The sequence below is a fragment of the Pseudomonas danubii genome, assembly GCF_042980055.1.
Taxonomy (GTDB): Bacteria; Pseudomonadota; Gammaproteobacteria; order Pseudomonadales; family Pseudomonadaceae; genus Aquipseudomonas; species Aquipseudomonas danubii.
The window spans coordinates 3,628,934-3,645,981 of record NZ_CP116502.1 but is presented as its reverse complement, the minus strand read 5'-3'; the positions used below and the strand labels follow the sequence as shown (position 1 = coordinate 3,645,981).

Annotated in this window: 13 protein-coding genes and 1 riboswitch; of the genes, 9 read left to right on the top strand and 4 right to left on the bottom strand. The window is 66.5% G+C overall.

Features of this window, described 5'->3' with window-relative positions:
- Positions 1–27 precede the first annotated feature (27 nt).
- From PFZ56_RS16860 to PFZ56_RS16835, 6 genes are all read left to right on the top strand, one after another.
- Positions 28–1,377 carry an APC family permease gene (locus tag PFZ56_RS16860; RefSeq protein ID WP_102880344.1) on the top strand — a complete coding sequence of 450 codons (1,350 nt, stop codon included), beginning with the start codon at positions 28–30 and terminating at the stop codon, positions 1,375–1,377.
- Positions 1,378–1,552: 175 nt separating this feature from the next.
- Positions 1,553–2,569 (top strand): arginine N-succinyltransferase, encoded by a 1,017-nt coding sequence (locus PFZ56_RS16855; protein ID WP_102880343.1) that lies wholly within the window; start codon positions 1,553–1,555, stop codon positions 2,567–2,569.
- Positions 2,570–2,618: 49 nt separating this feature from the next.
- The gene (locus tag PFZ56_RS16850) at positions 2,619–3,692 is read left to right on the top strand and encodes an arginine N-succinyltransferase (RefSeq protein ID WP_102861857.1); all 1,074 of its coding nucleotides are present in this window, start codon (positions 2,619–2,621) and stop codon (positions 3,690–3,692) included.
- Positions 3,693–3,725: 33 nt separating this feature from the next.
- Positions 3,726–3,929, top strand: a riboswitch (cobalamin riboswitch).
- Positions 3,930–4,026: 97 nt separating this feature from the next.
- A complete protein-coding gene (locus tag PFZ56_RS16845; protein WP_258381526.1) occupies positions 4,027–6,003 on the top strand; it encodes a TonB-dependent siderophore receptor in 1,977 nt (658 codons plus the stop codon).
- Between the two features lie 11 nt (positions 6,004–6,014).
- Positions 6,015–6,767 carry a ferredoxin gene (locus PFZ56_RS16840; RefSeq protein WP_123392901.1) on the top strand — a complete coding sequence of 251 codons (753 nt, stop codon included), beginning with the start codon at positions 6,015–6,017 and terminating at the stop codon, positions 6,765–6,767.
- Complete coding sequence (locus tag PFZ56_RS16835; protein ID WP_123392897.1) at positions 6,760–7,677, top strand: ABC transporter substrate-binding protein; 918 nt, start codon at positions 6,760–6,762, stop codon at positions 7,675–7,677. Before PFZ56_RS16840 ends, PFZ56_RS16835 begins: the two co-directional genes overlap by 8 nt.
- A gap of 168 nt (positions 7,678–7,845) precedes the next feature.
- Here the strand turns inward: PFZ56_RS16835 and PFZ56_RS16830 are convergent, their stop codons facing one another.
- Complete coding sequence (locus PFZ56_RS16830) at positions 7,846–8,928, bottom strand: diguanylate cyclase (protein WP_170004666.1); 1,083 nt, start codon at positions 8,926–8,928, stop codon at positions 7,846–7,848.
- Between the two features lie 306 nt (positions 8,929–9,234).
- Here PFZ56_RS16830 and PFZ56_RS16825 point away from each other — a divergent pair, with 306 nt between their 5' ends.
- On the top strand, positions 9,235–10,629 hold the full coding sequence (locus PFZ56_RS16825; protein WP_170004664.1) for a VOC family protein: 1,395 nt from the start codon (positions 9,235–9,237) through the stop codon (positions 10,627–10,629).
- 146 nt (positions 10,630–10,775) lie between these two features.
- Complete coding sequence (locus PFZ56_RS16820; RefSeq protein WP_170004662.1) at positions 10,776–12,182, top strand: FAD-binding oxidoreductase; 1,407 nt, start codon at positions 10,776–10,778, stop codon at positions 12,180–12,182.
- A gap of 15 nt (positions 12,183–12,197) precedes the next feature.
- Here PFZ56_RS16820 and PFZ56_RS16815 read toward each other — a convergent pair whose 3' ends face one another.
- Positions 12,198–12,554, bottom strand: a complete 357-nt coding sequence (locus PFZ56_RS16815) for a hypothetical protein (RefSeq protein ID WP_253085783.1) — start codon at positions 12,552–12,554, stop codon at positions 12,198–12,200.
- A 202-nt stretch (positions 12,555–12,756) separates the two neighbouring features.
- On the opposite strand from PFZ56_RS16815, the gene PFZ56_RS16810 reads away from it, so the two are divergent.
- Positions 12,757–13,143, top strand: coding sequence for a hypothetical protein (locus tag PFZ56_RS16810; protein ID WP_102880334.1), 387 nt, complete (start codon positions 12,757–12,759; stop codon positions 13,141–13,143).
- 358 nt (positions 13,144–13,501) lie between these two features.
- On the opposite strand, the gene PFZ56_RS16805 is transcribed toward PFZ56_RS16810, so the two are convergent.
- Both PFZ56_RS16805 and PFZ56_RS16800 read right to left on the bottom strand, forming a co-directional pair.
- Entirely contained in the window at positions 13,502–14,578 is a 1,077-nt protein-coding gene (locus tag PFZ56_RS16805) for a lipocalin-like domain-containing protein (protein ID WP_170004660.1), read from the bottom strand.
- Complete coding sequence (locus PFZ56_RS16800) at positions 14,568–17,048, bottom strand: FtsX-like permease family protein (protein WP_394304396.1); 2,481 nt, start codon at positions 17,046–17,048, stop codon at positions 14,568–14,570. Before PFZ56_RS16800 ends, PFZ56_RS16805 begins: the two co-directional genes overlap by 11 nt.

Sequence of the window (17,048 nt, the reverse complement as noted above, 5' to 3'; positions counted from 1 at the left end):
TACATTGGCTACAAGGAGAACTGCTTCATGGAGATTGAAGAATTCGGCTACAAACAGGAACTCAAGCGCGGGCTGAGCCTGCGCGACCTGGTGGTCTACGGGATGATTTTCATGATCCCCATCGCCCCGTTCGGGGTCTATGGCTACGTCAACCAGGAAGCCCCGGGCATGGTGCCCCTGGCCTACATCATCGGCATGGTGGCGATGGTCTTCACCGCCCTGAGCTACGGCGCCATGGCCCGCGCCTTCCCCATCGCCGGCTCGGTCTACTCCTATGCCCAGCGCGGCCTCAATCCCCATGTCGGCTTTCTCGCCGGCTGGCTGATGCTCCTGGACTACCTGCTGATCCCGCCGCTGCTCTACGTCTACGCGGCCATGGCCCTCAACCACCTGTACCCGGAAGTGCCCAAGGTCGGCTTCATCCTGGCGTTCCTGGTCAGCGCCACCTTCGTCAACCTGCGGGGCATCACCTTCACTGCGCGGATGAACATCCTGTTCCTGCTGGCGCAACTGGTGGTCCTGGGGATCTTCCTGTTCTACGCCTGGAACGCCCTGCACGGCGGCACCGGCAACGGCCAACTGACCCTGGCGCCGCTGTACAGCCCGGAACACTTCCACTTCGGCATGCTGATGCAGGGCGTCTCGATTGCGGTGCTGTCGTTCCTGGGCTTTGACGCCATCTCGACCCTGGCCGAAGAGGTCAAGGGCGACCCGGGCCGCAGCGTCGGTCGCGCCGCCCTGATCACCCTGGTGGTGATGGGGGCGATCTTCGTGGTGCAGACCTGGATCGCCACGGACCTGGCCGCCGGCATGGGCTTCAAGTCCGCCGACACCGCCTTCTACGAGATCGCCGAACTGGCCGCCGGCAGCTGGCTGGCGACCCTCACCGGGGTGGCCACGGCGCTGGCCTGGGGCGTGGCGGTGGCCATCACCTCGCAAGCCGCAGTGTCGCGCCTGCTGTTCGGCATGGCCCGGGACGGCAAGCTGCCCAAGGTGCTGGCCAAGGTCCACCCGAAACACAATACCCCGCACATCAGCATCTACCTGGTGGCGGTGCTGTCGCTGCTGATCTGCTACCTGTTCATCAACTCGGTGGACACCCTGACCTCACTGGTCAACTTCGGCGCCCTGAGCGGCTTCATGCTGCTGCACATCACCGTGATCAATTTCTACTGGCGCCGGCAGAAGTCCGGCCAGGTGATCCGCCACCTGATCTGCCCGGTGATCGGCTTCGTGATCGTCAGCGCCATCATGTACAACATGGGCGTGGATGCGCAGAAGCTCGGCGCCATCTGGATAGCCGCCGGGCTGGTCTACCTGTTCCTGCTGAACAAGCTGGGCAGCGGTGCCGCCCTGCCCGATCCGCTCAAACCCTAAGTGACTTACCTGCGGCGCCGGATGGCGTCGCGCTTCCCCCCCGAGGCAGCCGCCAAGAGCCGCCCGGGGACAGGCCGCCGGATGCCGCGGCCGTGGAACTGCGTGGTAACCGACAGTGATGTCTGGCCCATGTTCGCCCCCCGGGGCGAGCGGCCCTTGATACAGGAGTGCACCCATGCTGGCTTTGCGTCCCGTGGCGTTATTCGATCTGCCCCAACTGCTGCGCCTGGCCCGCGAACGCCTGCTGGGCGTAACGTCCCTGGTGGATGACGAAACCTACCTGCGGGAAAGGATCCTCGATTCCCTGGCGTCCTTTGCCAAGACCGAGGCCAGCCAGGGCCCGGAGAACTACTTTCTGGTGCTCGAGGACCCAGACAGCGGCCTGCTCCACGGCTGTTCCGACATTCTTGCCACGGCGGGCTTTGCCGCGCCGTTCTACAGCCTGCGCAACCGTCCCTTCATCAGCAGCTCCCGGGAGCTGAACATCGAACACGGCGTGCCGACCCTGTCCCTGTGCCAGGACCTCAGCGAGCAGACCCTGCTGCGCAGCTTCCACGTGGACCCGGCGTTGTCGGGCACGCCCCTGGCGCAACTGACGTCCCGGGCGCGGCTGCTGTTCATGGCCGCTCACCCCCAGCGCTTTGCCGAGAGCACCATCAGCGAGATCGTCGGCTACAGCAACGCCGCCGGCGAGTCGCCGTTCTGGGAGGCGGTGGGCCAGCACTTCTTCGACCTGCCCTACATCGAGGCCGAACGCCTGTGCGCCCTTCAGGGCCGGGGCTTTCTGGCCGAACTCATGCCCCAGTACCCGCTGTACATCCCGATGCTGCCGCCGTCGGCCCAGGACTGCATCGGACGGATTCACCCCGATGCGCGGGAGGCCTGCGACATCCTGATCGACGAGGGCTTCGCGCCTACCCAGTATGTGGACCTGTTCGATGCCGGGCCGACCCTGCAGGCCCGCAATAACCAGCTACGCTCGATCGTTCAGAGCCGGGTCGCGACCAGCTACCTCAGCCCCCAGAGTGGCCAGGGTCGCCACTGGTTGCTGAGCAATGACCGACTGCAGGGATTTCGCGCCATTGTCGCGCCTCTGGATGAAGCCCCGGGCGATGTGGTCGGGCTCGACCCGTCGATGCTCCAGGCCCTGCAAGTGACACCGGGCGAACCGGTGCGGGGAATCGCGTTATGAGTGGCCCGCCGCTTCTGCGCTGCCCGGGACTGTTGCAAGGAGTGCACCGATGATCGTCCGTCCGATCCGCGTCACCGATCTGCCCGGCGTGCTGGCTTTGCTGGAGGGCAGCTGTCGCGAGTTGAACAACCTCTCCACCGACCCCGAGCGCCTGGCCCATCGCTTGCGCTGGGCCCAGCGCACCTTCGCCAGCCGGGTGGAACGGGCCGATGCCGACTACCTGTTCGTGCTGGAGGACGACGACCAGCAAATCATCGGCATCTGCGGCCTGAGCGGCGCCATCGGCCTGCGCGAGCCTTGCTACAACTACCGGGTCGGCATCACCCGTGGCAGAGCCCCGGGGCTGGGTATCGACAAAGAGATCCCGACCCTGTTCCTGTGCAACGAGATGACCGGGCAATCCCAGCTGTGTTCGCTGTTCCTGCGCCGCGACCAGCGCCAGGGCTACACCGGCCGCCTGCTGTCCACCGCACGCTTGCTGTTCGTCGCCGAACACCCGACGCTGTTCGGCGACAAGCTGGTGGCCGAATTGCGTGGCCAGCTCGACAGCCAGGGCTGCTCGCCGTTCTGGGACAGCCTGGGCCGACACTTTTTCAAGATGGACTTCCAGCAGGCCAACCGCCTGTCCAGCCATGGCAGCAAATCCTTCATCGCCGAACTGATGCCGCGCCAGCCGCTGTACACCTGCCTGCTCAGCCCACAGGCCCAGGCGGCCATCGGCCAGGCCCACCAGAGCACCGAGCAGGCGGTGAACATCCTGCGCGACGAAGGCTTCAGCCATCAGGGCTGCATCGATATCTTCGACGGCGGGCCGCTGATCGAGGCCGAAGTGGCGAAGATCCGCAGCGTGCGCGAAAGCCAGACCCTGCCCTTGCTGGTGGGCCGCCCGGACGAACAGGCGCCGGTGTGGCTGATTCACAACCGCCGCCTGGAAAACTGCCGCATCACCGCCGCCCCCGGGCGCCTGGTTTCAGGCTGCCTGCTGGTGGACCGCCTGACCGCCAAGCGCCTGCAACTGCAGCCAGGGGACTCGGTACGCGCCGTGCCACTGTTGGCCTGCCCAGCGCGGCCTCAGGGCCAGTCCGGGATCGCCCTCGCGCCGGACGCCGCCCTGCCCCTGTAGCCACGAGATTGACGAACGCCGGGGCGAATGTTCATATGCCGCCCAGTTTCAGGTGCCTCATGCCGCCGTGCACGAGGTGAAACGGGAAACCGGTGCGCCCTTTCAGGGCCAGTCCGGTGCTGCCCCCGCAACGGTAAGCGAGTGCTGCATTCAACACGCCACTGTACCCACGGTATGGGAAGGCGAATGCCGCCAGACTCGCAAGCCCGGAGACCGGCCTGAAACGTCTGTTTGGCAATCCTGCGGTGGGCGGGCATGGGCCGGTATGGTCGCGTGCCTGTGGCCGATACCTTCTCCTGCGTGCTTCCCGAAGTCACTTTCGAGAAGACCAAGAATGACAACAACTGACACCTTCCTTGCATGCGACTGGCGTGCACCTCGGCGCACCCTGAGCGGTGCCCTGCTCGGCTGCCTGTTCAGCCCCCTGCTGCTGGCGGACGACACTCCCCTGACACTGGAACGACAATGGGTTTCCGCCCCTTCGGTGGAGTCCACCACGGTGGCCGAAATGGCCCGGTACGGCAGCAAGGTGGAGATCATCGACCGCCAGCAGATCGAACGCGCCGGCCCCAGCAGCGACATCACCCGAGTGCTGCAGATGTACGTCCCCGGCCTCTACGTCGCGCCGAAAAACGGCCCCTTCGACTACGGCACCTATTCCCTGCTGGGGGGCCGCAACGACGACACCCTGATCCTGCTGGACGGCGTACGCCTGAACAACCGTCTGTACGGCGGCCTGTACCTGGACACCTTGCCGGCCAATGCCATCGAACGCATCGAAGTGCTCAAGGGCGGCCAGAGCCTGCTGTTCGGCACCCAGGCGGTGTCCGGGGTGATCAACATCGTCACCCGCAGCCCCCAGACTCGCGACACCTCCGGCGAGGTCAACCTGGGCCTGGACAGCTTCATGGGGCAAAGCGGCGATGCCCGGGTGGAGCGCATCCTCAGCAATGGCTTGGGCGATCTGGGCCTGCTGGCCTATGTCAGCCACAACGTCTCCGATGGCTACCAGCCCTATCGCAACAGCGCCTACAGCGCCAGCACCCGGGACAAGAAACGCGGCTATGAAGTGACCACCTTCGGCGCCAAGGCGATCCAGGGCTTCGCCGACGATTCGCGCCTGGAACTGTTCTACCAGTACAGCGATGCCAACCTGGATTTCGCCCGCCCGGTGAACAACCAGAAGACCACCAACGACCGCGTCCAGCAGATCGCCACCGCGACCTTCGAGCAGCGCCTGAGCGAGCGTTTCAGCTACTTCGTCAAGGGCCATGTCAACGACTGGGACACGCGCTACACCAAGATCGACAGCCTGAAAGACGGCCGCCTGGTGAGCAAAAACCGTAACGACTACTGGGGCTTCACCGACTGGGGCCTGCAGGCCGAAGGCAAGGCCGAGCTGGACGGCGGCCATGTGCTGGTGTTCGGCACCGACAACCAGTGGTTCAAGGGCCAGGACGATGTGCTCAAGATCGACAATAACCAGGCCCAGGCCAATGCCCTGTACACCCAGTTGCGCCCGGTGTTCGCGGCGCTGCCCGACTGGCACCCGAGCCTGGGCATCCGCCACGAGAAGATGAGCGGCGGCGAGAGCGCCACCGTGGGCATGCTCACCTCCCTGTACGACCTCAATGCCCATTGGCAACTGCGCGGCCAGTACGGCAGCGCCTTCAAGCTGCCCAACGCCGAGCAGTTGTTCGTCAACGAGGACTACGAACAAGGCAACCGCAACCTCAAGCCGGAAAAGAGCCTGAATGCCGAGCTCGGCCTGGACTACAAGGGCAGCCTGCTGGCCGGCGAGTTCAACGCCAGCGTCACCGCCTTCCAGCGCAAGATCGACGACCTGATTGCCCTCGATGGCATCCACTGGGTCAATGGCCAGGGGCGGATCAAGGTGCGCGGCATGGAGGTCGACGGCCGCTGGCAGTTCAGCCCGCGATGGAACCTCTCGGCGGACCTGACCCGCAATCTGCTGGAGTCGCGCAACGGCGTAACCCTGAGCAACATTCCCGGCTTCTTCGCCCGCTCGCGACTGGGCTACGAGTCCGAGGATGGTCAGTGGGGCGTGGGGGGCGCGATCCGCTACATCGGCCAGATCGACAGCGCAAAGAAGGTCGACTACGGCCACTACTCGGTGGTGGACGCCGATGCCTATCGCTACCTCGACAGGGCCCAGCAACATCGCCTGAGCCTGCTGGTGGAGAACCTGTTCGACCGCGACTACACCACCAGCATGACCAGCAGCGCGCCGGCGGTGGACAACCTCGGCCGGCCCTTTACCAGCGAAGTGCGCTACACCTACCGCTTCTGAGGCCCAACGACATGCACAAGGACTATCAACGGGTGCTGTTCGTCGGCCCCGGCCTGCACGGCGGCACCCTGGGCGAAGCCTTTCGCCGCGAGCTCAAGGCGCTGCGCAACGAGGACGCCGGCACCCGGGTGATCGACACCCTGGACGGCTTCGACAGCCTCTGGGCCGCCCTGGAGGAACCCTTGCCCGAGGACGGCGCGGCGCTGCTGGTGGTGGACCTGGAGCCCAGCTCCGACAGCGCTTACCTGGACTGGCTGCGCGATGAACTGGGCCGCCTGGCCCGGGCCCATCCCCAGGCGCCGCAGCTGTGGATCACCGCCCAGGCCCTGGGCCGTCGCGGGCTGGATGCAGCGCTGGCCTGCGCCAGCATCGCCCAGCACGAGCGGCACCTGCCCTGCGATCAGGTCAACGCCGTGGCCAGCGACCCGGACTGGTCGCGGGTGCCACCCCATGCCCGGCAGGTGTTCCTGTGCACCGGCCCGCGCTGCGTGCGCCGCGGTGCCCTGGCGCTGTGGAAGACCCTGCGCCGTGAACTGCTGCGCCTTGAGCACATGGAAACCCCCGGCGGCGTGCTGCTGACCCGCACCGCCTGCCAGTTCCCCTGCAACCTGGGGCCGGTACTGACCGTGCACCCCGATGGCTGCTGGTACCGGGTCAGCGACGACAGCCAGGTCGTGCGCCTGGTGCAGGGGCATCTGCTGGCGGGTGAGCCGGTGCAGGATCTGCTGATCCCTTCGCCGTATGCGGGGGTGGCGGATGCCTAGGAAGATCCTCGGCCTCCTGCTATGGCTGGCGACCGTCCCGGCCCTGGCGGCCAGCTACGACAACTGCGCCAAGACCTGGACCGTCGAGGACCCTCCCCGGCGCATCGTGGCCCTCAACCAGCACAGCGCCGACCTGCTGCTGGCCCTGGGCGCCGGGCCGTCGATGATCGGCGTCGCCTACCTGGATGACGACAGTCAGGCCCAGGCCCAGGGGCAGTACCACGGCGTGCCGGTGATCGCCCGGCAATACCCGTCGGCGGAGGTGCTCTACAGCCTGAAGCCCGACCTGGTGGTGGGCGGCTTCGCTTCGGCGTTTCCCGATAACTTCAGCTCCCGGGAGCGCCTGGGGCGCATCGGCATCGCCAGCTACCTGCTGGAGTCGGCCTGCGCCGGGCATGATGAGGACTACTTCGGGCATATCCGTCGCGACCTGCGGACCCTGGGCCGGCTGTTGCAGCAGCCAGCCCGGGCCGAGCAACTGATCGCGGCCATGGAGGCTGACCTTGCCGCGGCAGCAGCCTTGTACCGGGGCCGCGACACGCCCGCGGTGTTCTACCTGGACAGCGAGGTCAACGGCCTCGCCAGCCAGGGCCAGCGCGGTTTTGTCGGGGTACTGCTGCAAGCCGCCGGCGCCCGCAACAGCTTCGCCGCCATCGACCGCCCGCGCCTGACGGTCGACAGCGAAACCCTGCTGAGCAACGACCCGGACGTGCTGCTCCTGGCAGACGCCCTGTGGTCACCGGCCACGCGCAAACGCCAGTTGCTGCAGCGTGACCCGGTGCTGTCGCGGTTGCGGGCGGTGCGCGAGGAGCGGCTGATCGACATCCCCTTCGCCCAACTGGTGCCGGGCATCGCCAGCGGCCGCACCGCGCTGGAACTGGCGCGGCGCCTGCACCCTGCTCCCCCGTAGGCGCCGGCTTGCCGGCGAAGCGAGCACCGCCAACCGCCGCGACGCGCCACCCGACGCCTTCGCGGGCAAGCCCGCTCCTACAAGCCGGCTTGCCGGCGAACGGAACACCGCCAATCACGCGGCGTACATGCCGACGCCTTCACGGGCAAGCCCGACAAGAGGCAGGTACTACAGAGGATTCAACACCCGGCGCGAAGGCCGCTCCGGCGGATGGCAGGTGACGTTGTTGCGACCAGCGGTCTTGGCGGCATACAGGGCCTGATCGGCATCGTTCAACCAATCCATGGCGTCCTCGTGCATGGGGGTGAACGCCGCCAGGCCAATGCTCAGGCTCACCTGCAACGCCGGATTCTGTTCGTAGCCCAGGGCCGCGAAGCGCCCGCGCAGCGCCTCCATCAGATCGGCGGCGTGCTCCAGCGGCACGTCCGGCAGGATCACGCAGAACTCATCACCGCCATAACGCCCGGCCTGATCGCTGGCCCGCAGGTTCTGCCGGAGGAGCTTGCTCAACTGGCGCAGCACCACATCCCCGGCCACATGGCCGTAGGTGTCGTTGATGGCCTTGAAGTGATCGATGTCGATCAGGGCGATGGCGCCACCATGGGCCTGGCGCTGGCAACGCTGGAACTCGATCTCCAACTGGTCCTTCCAGGCCCCGTGGTTGAGCAGCCCGGTCAGGCTGTCGGTGCGACTCAGGGCCAGCAGCTCGCGCTTGTGCCGGCCCAGGGTCGCCGCTTGCTGGTAACAGATGTAGCCCAGCGCCATCGGGTACAGAGTCAGCATCGGCAGGCAGGCATACAACTGCTGCGGCGTGGTCAGGGGAGTGAACGACAGCCCGAACACCCCCAGGCCGATGCCAATGCCCAGAACCTGGGCCCCACAGCCGGCAAGAAAAAAACGCACCCCGCCCAGGGCGATATTGTTCATCGCCATCATCCCCAGGGTGGTGACCAGCGGCAGCGGATTGAACTGCATGGCCGCGACCCAGAACCCGCCCAACAGCGAATCCACCAACAGGTTGCGGTACTCGGCGCGAAACGGCACCTGGGACCATCGGGCCCACTGATAGGCCAGGTGCGGCCAGACAAAGGCGTTGAACAGCATCAAGCCCCAGACCCAGGGCGCCGGTTGCAGCGGCGACATGCCCGTGGCGACGCAGAAAAAGCCCAAGGCCAGGCCCAGGGTGCGCGAGGTGTAGAGCCTCCTGGCCAGTGACAGTCCCTTCCCTCTGGTGTACTGCGCAGGGGCCAAGTCGCCTCCGTCCAGCGATGGAAAAAGTGGATCGAGCGGCTAGCCATCAACCGGTGAACGTCTATCAGCATGAGCTCAACGCGCCATCAGTGTACACGCCCGGCCCGGGCCGGGCGGGCCCGCACGGCGGGAATCTGCGGCGGTCAACCTCCAGGCTTGCGCAAACCGGAGCAAGCCGCGCGCCATGCATTCATTTGCAGAATGAAGTTCAGAGGAAACTTCGTTTGTCAGCCCCGGCAGGCCCCAGCAGAATCAGGACGCCCCGCCCTTTTCATGCCTCGATCCACTGCCACGGGAACCTTGTCCATGAGCAACCAGCACTTCGTCAGTCCTGATCTGATCCGCCAGGGATTTTCCCGGGCCATGTCGGATATGTACCGTGAGGAGGTGCCCCTCTACGGCGCCCTGATGGCGCTGGTGGCCCAGGTCAATGCCCAGGTCCTGGAACAGCAGCCGGCCATTGCCCGGCACTTGCAGCACAGCGGCGAACTGCAGCGCCTGGACCTGGAGCGCCACGGCGCCATCCGTGTCGGCAGCGCCGCCGAGCTGGCGACCCTGGCCCGGCTGTTCGCGGTCATGGGCATGCAGCCAGTGGGCTACTACGACCTGACCCCGGCCGGGGTGCCGGTGCACTCCACGGCCTTTCGCGCGGTGCACGAAGAGGCCCTGCACGTCAGCCCGTTCCGGGTCTTCACCTCGTTGCTGCGCCTGGAACTGATCGACAACCCCGAACTGCGGCGCTTTGCCGAACAGGTGCTGGCCCAGCGCTCGATCTTCACCCCCAAGGTGCTGGAACTGATCGAACAGGCCCACGCCCAAGGCGGCCTGGATGAGCACGATGCCCAACGCTTCATTCAGGAAGCCCTGGAGACCTTCCGCTGGCACCACCACGCCACGGTGACCGCCGCCCAGTACGCCAGTCTCAGTGCCCAGCACCGGTTGATCGCCGACGTGGTGGCGTTCAAGGGGCCGCACATCAACCACCTGACCCCACGCACCCTGGACATCGATGAAGTGCAACGGCTGATGCCCGAGCACGGCATCACCCCCAAGGCGGTGATCGAGGGCCCGCCACGCCGGGCGTGCCCGATCCTGCTGCGCCAGACCAGCTTCAAGGCCCTGGAGGAACGGGTGGCCTTCACCGATCAGGACCTGCCCCAGGGCAGCCACAGCGCCCGCTTCGGCGAGATCGAGCAACGCGGCGCGGCACTGACACCCAAGGGCCGGGCCCTCTACGACCGCCTGCTGAACGCGGCCCGCGACGCCCTGGGCGACTTCCCCAGCGAGAGCAATGCCCAGCGCTACAACCAGCTGATGCAGGCGCATTTCGACGAGTTCCCCGACAACCACGACGCCATGCGTGAACAGGGCCTGGCCTATTTCCGCTACTTCGTCAGCGACGCCGGGCTGGCGGCGCGCCACCAGCCCCAGCGGCCCACCACCTTGTCAGCGTTGCTGGCCGCCGGGCACCTGCGGGCCGAACCCCTGGTGTATGAGGACTTCCTGCCGGTGAGCGCCGCCGGGATCTTCCAGTCCAACCTGGGGGACGACAGCCAGAGCCACTACGCCGCACACTCCAACCGCCAGGCCTTCGAAACGGCCCTGGGCCGCGCCACCCTGGATGAGTTGCAGCTCTACGCCCAGACCCAGCAGCGCTCCCTGGAGCAATGCGCCGCCAGCCTGGGCCTGCCAGCGCTCTAAGCCCTGTCCGGCATCGGCCTTGCGGGGCGGTGCCGGATTCCCCCCTCGTCGTTTTGCCCCATGGTCATGGCCTGGCCGGAACGCTATTCTGCCGGCACTTGCGCCCGAGCCCGCGGCGCGCCACCACCAAGGATGGACACGGCGACATGAGATTCGCGACCGGCCTGTTTTTATGCTGCGCCCTCGGCGCCACGCTGAGCACCCACGCAGCAGAAACCGTCAACGACATCACCCAGCTCAACCCCATCGTGGTGGACCAGGTGGCCCGGCCCACCACCCTGGAGCAGATCGTCAAACGGGTGGCCGAACACCCCGGCCCCATCGCCATCGGCGGCGGGCGCTACAGCATGGGCGGCCAGACTGCCACCGAGCATGCCTTGCAGATCGATATGCGCGGCTTCGACCGGGTGCTCGGTTTCTCCCGCGAGCACAAGGAAATCACCGTGCAGCCCGGCATCACCTGGCGCGCCCTGCAGAGTTTCATCGACCCCTACGATCTCTCCGTGAGCATCATGCAGAGCTACGCCAACTTCACCGTCGGCGGCGCCCTGAGCGTCAACGCCCATGGCCGCTATGTCGGCTATGGGCCGCTGGTGACCTCGGTCAAATCCATCAAGCTGGTGCTGGCCGACGGCCAAGTGGTCGAGGCCAGCCCGCACAGCAACGCCGACCTGTTCTACGGCGCCATCGGCGGCTACGGCGGCCTCGGGGTGATAGTCGAAGCCACCTTGCGCCTGAGTGACAACGTGCGCCTGCTGCGCAGCTTCGAAGAAATGCCCCTGGGCGACTACCGTTCCTACTTCCTCGACCGGATCGAGCACAACCCCAAGGTCATCCTGCATAACGCCGTGCTCTACCCCGACCAGTACCAGACCCTGCGCGCAGTGTCCTACAGCCAGACCGACCTGCCGCTAACGGTCAAGGAACGCCTCACGCCCCTGGACCAGAACTACTGGAAAGAACAGAAAGCCCTGAAAGTGGTGAGCCAATGGCCCGGGGGCAAGGCCCTGCGCCAGGAGGTGATCGACCCCCTGGTGCTGAAGAAACCCCAAGTCTCCTGGCGCAACCACGAGGCCAGCCTCGACGTGCGCGAACTGGAGCCCGACTCCCGGAGCAAGCGCACCTACGTGCTGCAGGAATACTTCGTGCCCACCGACCAGCTGGAGAGTTTCGTCCAGGAGATGGGCGCGACCCTGCGGGCGCACAGGGTCAACGTGATCAACCTGTCCATCCGCCACGCCAAGGCCGACCCCGGCACCTTGCTGGCCTGGGCCAAGACTGACGTGTTCGCCCTGGTGCTGTATTACCAGCAGAGCACGGCAGAGGCGGAACGGGACCAAGTGCGCGAGTGGACCCGGGCCCTGGTGGACAGCGCGATCAAGCGCGGCGGCAGCTACTACCTGCCGTATCAGATCCACGCCACCGCGCAGCAGTTTCGGGCGGCCTATCCGCGGGCCGGGGAATTTCTCGCACTCAAGGCGCGGGTCGATCCACACAACAAGTTTCGCAACAAGCTGTGGGACGCCTACGGCAGCGACAACCAGGGCAAATAGATCGCGCCCCGGGGCTCAACGGGCCCCGGACTTGTCGCCGGCCAGCACCTTGCGTTGCTGAAGGAAAATCACCCCGTCACCGTCAAAGGCGATCACGTCGTCAGCGCTGAACGGAGCACCGTCGCCGTGCTCATGCCGCAGCCAGCCCTCGGACCACAGGTCGCCGCTTTCATAACGGACCTGGACGAAGTAGTAAGGCGCTTCGCTGCGGGTGACTTCAACGTAGTGCCCACCATCGACGCCGCCCTGCCACTGGGCCCGGGGATGTTCCGGCAATGTGTGCACGGCTTCTTTGAAAAGGCTCGTCCAGGCAATCCCGAGGGCAACCAGTATCAGCGTCAGTGCGCCGATCGACATGAGAAAACGCTTCAACCAGATCAATCCAGGATCTCCACTACCATCCACCTCCGCGAGCGGTCCCGCGGAGCAGTCGGCCATTTTGTTGAAGGCCCCGCGACTGCGCAATGAAAAACCGCAGGCACTTGCCAGACGCCGGCAGAGCCTTCAGCCTTGCCCGGCGCGACAACCGTGCAAGCGGCTTGGCGCCACTTCAACTCTATCGAGACACCCTGGCATGCGTATCACCCTGACGGACATCCGCCTCACTGCGGCGCAAGACCTCTGCGTCGGCTTCTGCTGTGCCTTCGGCGAGGGCCGCGGCCAATGGCTGGGCCCCTCGCCGAGGGTCGGGCACGACTACGAAGTGGAACTGAGCCTGGAGGACGAGTTCAGCTGGAATGACAACCTGGAGCCCTGTGCCCAGGGCCCGTTCCGCCTGCATTGGGACCAGGGTGCCTTGCAGGTCAGCGGGCGCCTGGTTCAGGTCGATGAGGATGGCGTCGCAGCCCTGGCAGTAGGCCCCTCGATCATCCTCCTGTCCCTGCGGGGTGGCCCTGAGCGCCTGCCGCAGTGGGTCAGCCTGCGCGCCCGCCAGATCAACCTGCAGCCCATCGCGCTTTGAGCGCCCACGACGAACCACGGCGCAGCGCAGGAAACCCGCAGGGGGGTGTTTGAAGGGAAGGCTGAGCGCCTTTCAAGGGCTCGAACATCGCCGGACGCGACAGTTACACAACCTGGCGTTCGCAGGACATTACTCCGGGAGGGTGTTCGCCCAGTGCTCTGGCCTTGGCAATCCATGCACCGGTAAAGAGCCCTTGCACCGGGCGAACGATTGGCATTCTAGTGCAACTGAAGGGGAAAATCCGTGGGTGGATTCTGAATAAAACTGGACACCAGGGTGATCCGTCGCCCTCGTCGCCGGCTCGCCCCTCAGTTCAGCCCCATCGACCCTGGCCCGCGGGGCTGTCCTGCAGCCCCCCTCAATACCCGGTCATCTCCAGATAACCGCTGCCGGTGTGGCTGCCCTCCAGGGTGATCGGCCCCTCCCAATAGGGAATGCTCAGTTTCATCCACGACTGGGGATTCAAGGCCCGGGTTCTGATGTCCAGTTTCTTATCGGGGATTTTCAGTTGCCAGGCGATCGGCAGGCGCCGCCCCTCAACCTGGGCATCCTCCAGGGGCGTCATCTGGATCTGCTCGCGCCCCAGGCTCTGGGTGCTGCCATCAACATTGATCCAGGTGCCGGTGATGTAAGGCGCGCGATGGTTCTCCCGCACCCGGAACAGCATCAACCGTTCACCGCTGTCCAGGTGCAGGGAGAACCAGTCCCAACCGGTCTGATCGGCGGCCAGGGGCTGGCTGCTCCACTCCCGATCGAGCCAGGCCGGGCCGCTGACCTCATAGCGTTGGCCGTCGATCTGCAACTGCCCCGACGCCTGGAAGAACGGCTGGCTGTAGTAGTAGGACGCCTGGCCCTGGTCCGACTTGCGGCTGTAGCCGCCCGCGCCCTGCAGCACCAGCGGCTGGCTGCTGGACAGTTGCAACTGATAGGCGAACCCCGGCCCGCTGGCCTGCACCTGCATCCGGGCCAGGGGATTGTCCCCGCTGGACAGGCTGGTGAAGCGCCAGTCATCGATCCAGGCCTGGAACGGCTGCGCCGTGGCCCCGGCCTGCCCCACCCCGCCCCGGGCATAACGTTCGGCAGCATGGTGACGGCTGGCCGAAGTGACCGCCGCGTGCCCCAGCCAGACCAGCGGTGCGCCCCAGCCGGGCTGCTCGGGCGCGGCCCGCAACGCACTGCGAAACAGCGTCCATTGCACACCGAATTGCCGACCTTGAGCGTCCTTCAGGTTGGCCGTCAGATACCACCACTCGATGCGAAAACCGTCGTGTGGGCCATGATCGGCAGGAAAGCTGAAGGTGCGCCCCGGCACCACCGGGGCAAAGGCCGAGGCCTCGTTGCCCAGCCCGGCAAAACCCTGGGGCGCCGTGGCGTCCTGGTCGCAGCCGGCCAGGAGCAGAAGCAGCAGCGCCAGCCACCGGCAATCAATCTTCATGGGCAAAGGTCCTCAGCAAATCCGCCGGTTGTGCACGGTACAGCTTCAACAGCGGCCAGGCCGAGGCCGCCAGGGTGGCCAGCATGGCCAAGCCCAGCAGTTGCAGGATCTGCCCTGGAAACACCCGCAACGGCAGGCTCCAGCCAAAGGCCTGGACATTGATCACGCTGTTCAGGCACCCGGCCAGGACTATCCCCAGGGGCAACGCCAGCATCAGGGTGAGCACCGCCAGCAGCCAGGTCTGCCCGAGGTTCAGCAGCATCAACTGGCGTCGGCCCACCCCCAGGGCCCAGAGCGGCGCCAACTGGCCCAGGCGGCTCTGGCTCTGGGTCAGCAGGCTGATGAACAGTGCCACCCCGGACACCCCCAGGGTCAGGCTATTGAGGGCGGCGGTGGCGGCGAAGGTGCGCTCGAAGACCTGCAGCGACCACCCCTTGAGCCGGGCCTGATCGATGATCCGGCTGTCATCCAGCTGAAACTGCTGTTGCAAGGCGCCGATCAGCGGCGCAACCGCCTCCGGCGCAAGCCGCAGGTTGAAACGGTTCGGCGCCAACTGCGGCCAATGCGCCAGCAGGTGCTGCACATTCACCAACAAGTGCCCCTTGGGATTGCCGTAGTCGGCATAGATCCCCACCACCTGGGGCGCCCAGTGCCCTGCCGGCACCGGCAGTTCCAGGCGATCCCCCAGGCGCACCTTGAGTCTTCGGGCCAACTGTTCGCTGAGCATCACGCTGTCGTACGCCGCCAACTGCGCCCAGGGATCGGCCCCCTGGGCCTCCAGCAACGGCCAATGCTGGCGATAGCTGGGATGGTCGATCACCCCGTACAGGTCCGCCGGCCAGCCCTGAACCTGCAACGCCACCTGCCAGCTGGGCAGCACCGCCGCCACCTGGGGCTGGCGCGGCAGCCAGTCCAGCAGTTGCCCGGCCTGTTCGGGGCTTTGCGGGTTGAGGTAGAGCTCGGCGCTCAGGCGCTGCTCCAGCCAGTCGTTGAAGGTCTGGCGAAAACCGGCAGTCATGCTGCCGGCGCCAATGTTCGCCGCCAGGGCCAGCAGCAGGGCCATCAAGGCCAGGCTCAGGGCCGGCAACTGCTGCCGACTATCGGCGAGAAACCATTGCCCCAGCACCCCGCGACTGCGCCCCAGCAAGCGGCCCAGCACGGCATTGAGCAGCACCGGCAAGCCCAGGGCCGCCGCCAGCAGCAAAGCCGCCAGCAGCACGAAACCGCTGGCCAGGCTGTCGCCCCAGCGCCACGCCAGCAGGGCCACCAAAAGCGCCAGGCAAGCCATCCAGCCCTGGCGCCGCAACCAGTGGGCATGGGCCTGATGCCAGGCCTGGGGATTGGCCAGGGCCAGCAACGGCAGGCGCGCCGCCCGCAACAGACTGGCGCCACCGGCCAGCAAGGCCCCCAGCAGACTGAGGCCGATGCCGCTCAACCACCACCAGGGACTCAGGCTCAACTGCCCGGCCACTTGCGCGCCATACAAGCCCCGCAGGCTGGCGGCCACGTCCGGCAGCAACACCCCGGCCAGCAGGTAGCCGCTGACCACGCCAGCCACACCGCCCAACAGCGCCAGCCCTCCCAGCTCGACGATCAGGCAGGCAATCAGCAGCCGCGCGCTGACCCCGCAGGCCCGCAGGGTGCGCAGCAAGCCGCGCCGCTGCTCCAGGGCCAGGCCAATGGCGGCGTGCACGATAAACAGCCCCACCACAAAGGACAGGAACCCCAAGGCATCCAGGTTCAGGTGAAAGCTCTCGGTCAGGCGCGCCAGATCGCCCTCTGCTTCCCCCTGGCGCAGCACCAGTTGCCCCGCCAGTTGCGCCGGCAGTGGCGGTGCCTGGGCGGCAAAGTCCCTGGGCAGCAGCAAGCGGCTCAACTGCCCGGGCTGGCCGAGCACCTGCTGGGCAAAACCGATGTCCATCAACAGCAGCCCCGGGGCCATGTCCGCCTGCACCCGCAGCGGCGGCAAGCGCTGGCCATTGACTGCCTGGGGTTGCTCGCCCTCTTGCAAGCCCAGGCTGGCCAGGGTCTGCGGCGCCACCCAGGTGGTGCCCGGCGCACTGAAGAACTCGACCATCTGTTGCAGCGCCAGGGCCTGCCCGGCCACCGCGGAACCGGCGGGCAGCGATAACGGCTCGATGCCCATCACTTGCAGGGGCTGGCCGGGGTGATCCTTGAGCTGCACCCGCCCCTGGAGCACCGGCGACACCGGCCAGCCGGCACGGCGCAGCTCGACGAACTCCTGCTGGGAAAAACTCGCACCACTGGCGCTGCCCAGGCTGGCCTGGGGCTCGCCGCCGATCAACTGGCTGGCCCGGGCATAACTGTCCCGAGCCTGACTGTTGAGGGCCAGGACCCCAGTCAACAAGCTGGTGGCCAGCCAGAGTCCGGTGAGCACACTGAAAAACTGCACCGGATGCCGGCGCCAGTGGCTCAGCAGCGCCTGCATCGCTGTGACAAAGACCCCCAT

Bases quoted from the DNA above. Each gene is read 5' to 3' on its own strand.
- PFZ56_RS16860 (WP_102880344.1), top strand. From the start codon at position 28: ATGGAGATTGAAGAATTCGGCTACAAACAGGAACTCAAGCGCGGGCTG.
- PFZ56_RS16855 (WP_102880343.1), top strand. From the start codon at position 1,553: ATGCTGGCTTTGCGTCCCGTGGCGTTATTCGATCTGCCCCAACTGCTG.
- PFZ56_RS16850 (WP_102861857.1), top strand. From the start codon at position 2,619: ATGATCGTCCGTCCGATCCGCGTCACCGATCTGCCCGGCGTGCTGGCT.
- PFZ56_RS16845 (WP_258381526.1), top strand. From the start codon at position 4,027: ATGACAACAACTGACACCTTCCTTGCATGCGACTGGCGTGCACCTCGG.
- PFZ56_RS16840 (WP_123392901.1), top strand. From the start codon at position 6,015: ATGCACAAGGACTATCAACGGGTGCTGTTCGTCGGCCCCGGCCTGCAC.
- PFZ56_RS16835 (WP_123392897.1), top strand. From the start codon at position 6,760: ATGCCTAGGAAGATCCTCGGCCTCCTGCTATGGCTGGCGACCGTCCCG.
- PFZ56_RS16825 (WP_170004664.1), top strand. From the start codon at position 9,235: ATGAGCAACCAGCACTTCGTCAGTCCTGATCTGATCCGCCAGGGATTT.
- PFZ56_RS16820 (WP_170004662.1), top strand. From the start codon at position 10,776: ATGAGATTCGCGACCGGCCTGTTTTTATGCTGCGCCCTCGGCGCCACG.
- PFZ56_RS16810 (WP_102880334.1), top strand. From the start codon at position 12,757: ATGCGTATCACCCTGACGGACATCCGCCTCACTGCGGCGCAAGACCTC.
- PFZ56_RS16805 (WP_170004660.1), bottom strand. From the start codon at position 14,578: ATGAAGATTGATTGCCGGTGGCTGGCGCTGCTGCTTCTGCTCCTGGCC.
- PFZ56_RS16800 (WP_394304396.1), bottom strand. From the start codon at position 17,048: ATGGGGGTCTTTGTCACAGCGATGCAGGCGCTGCTGAGCCACTGGCGC.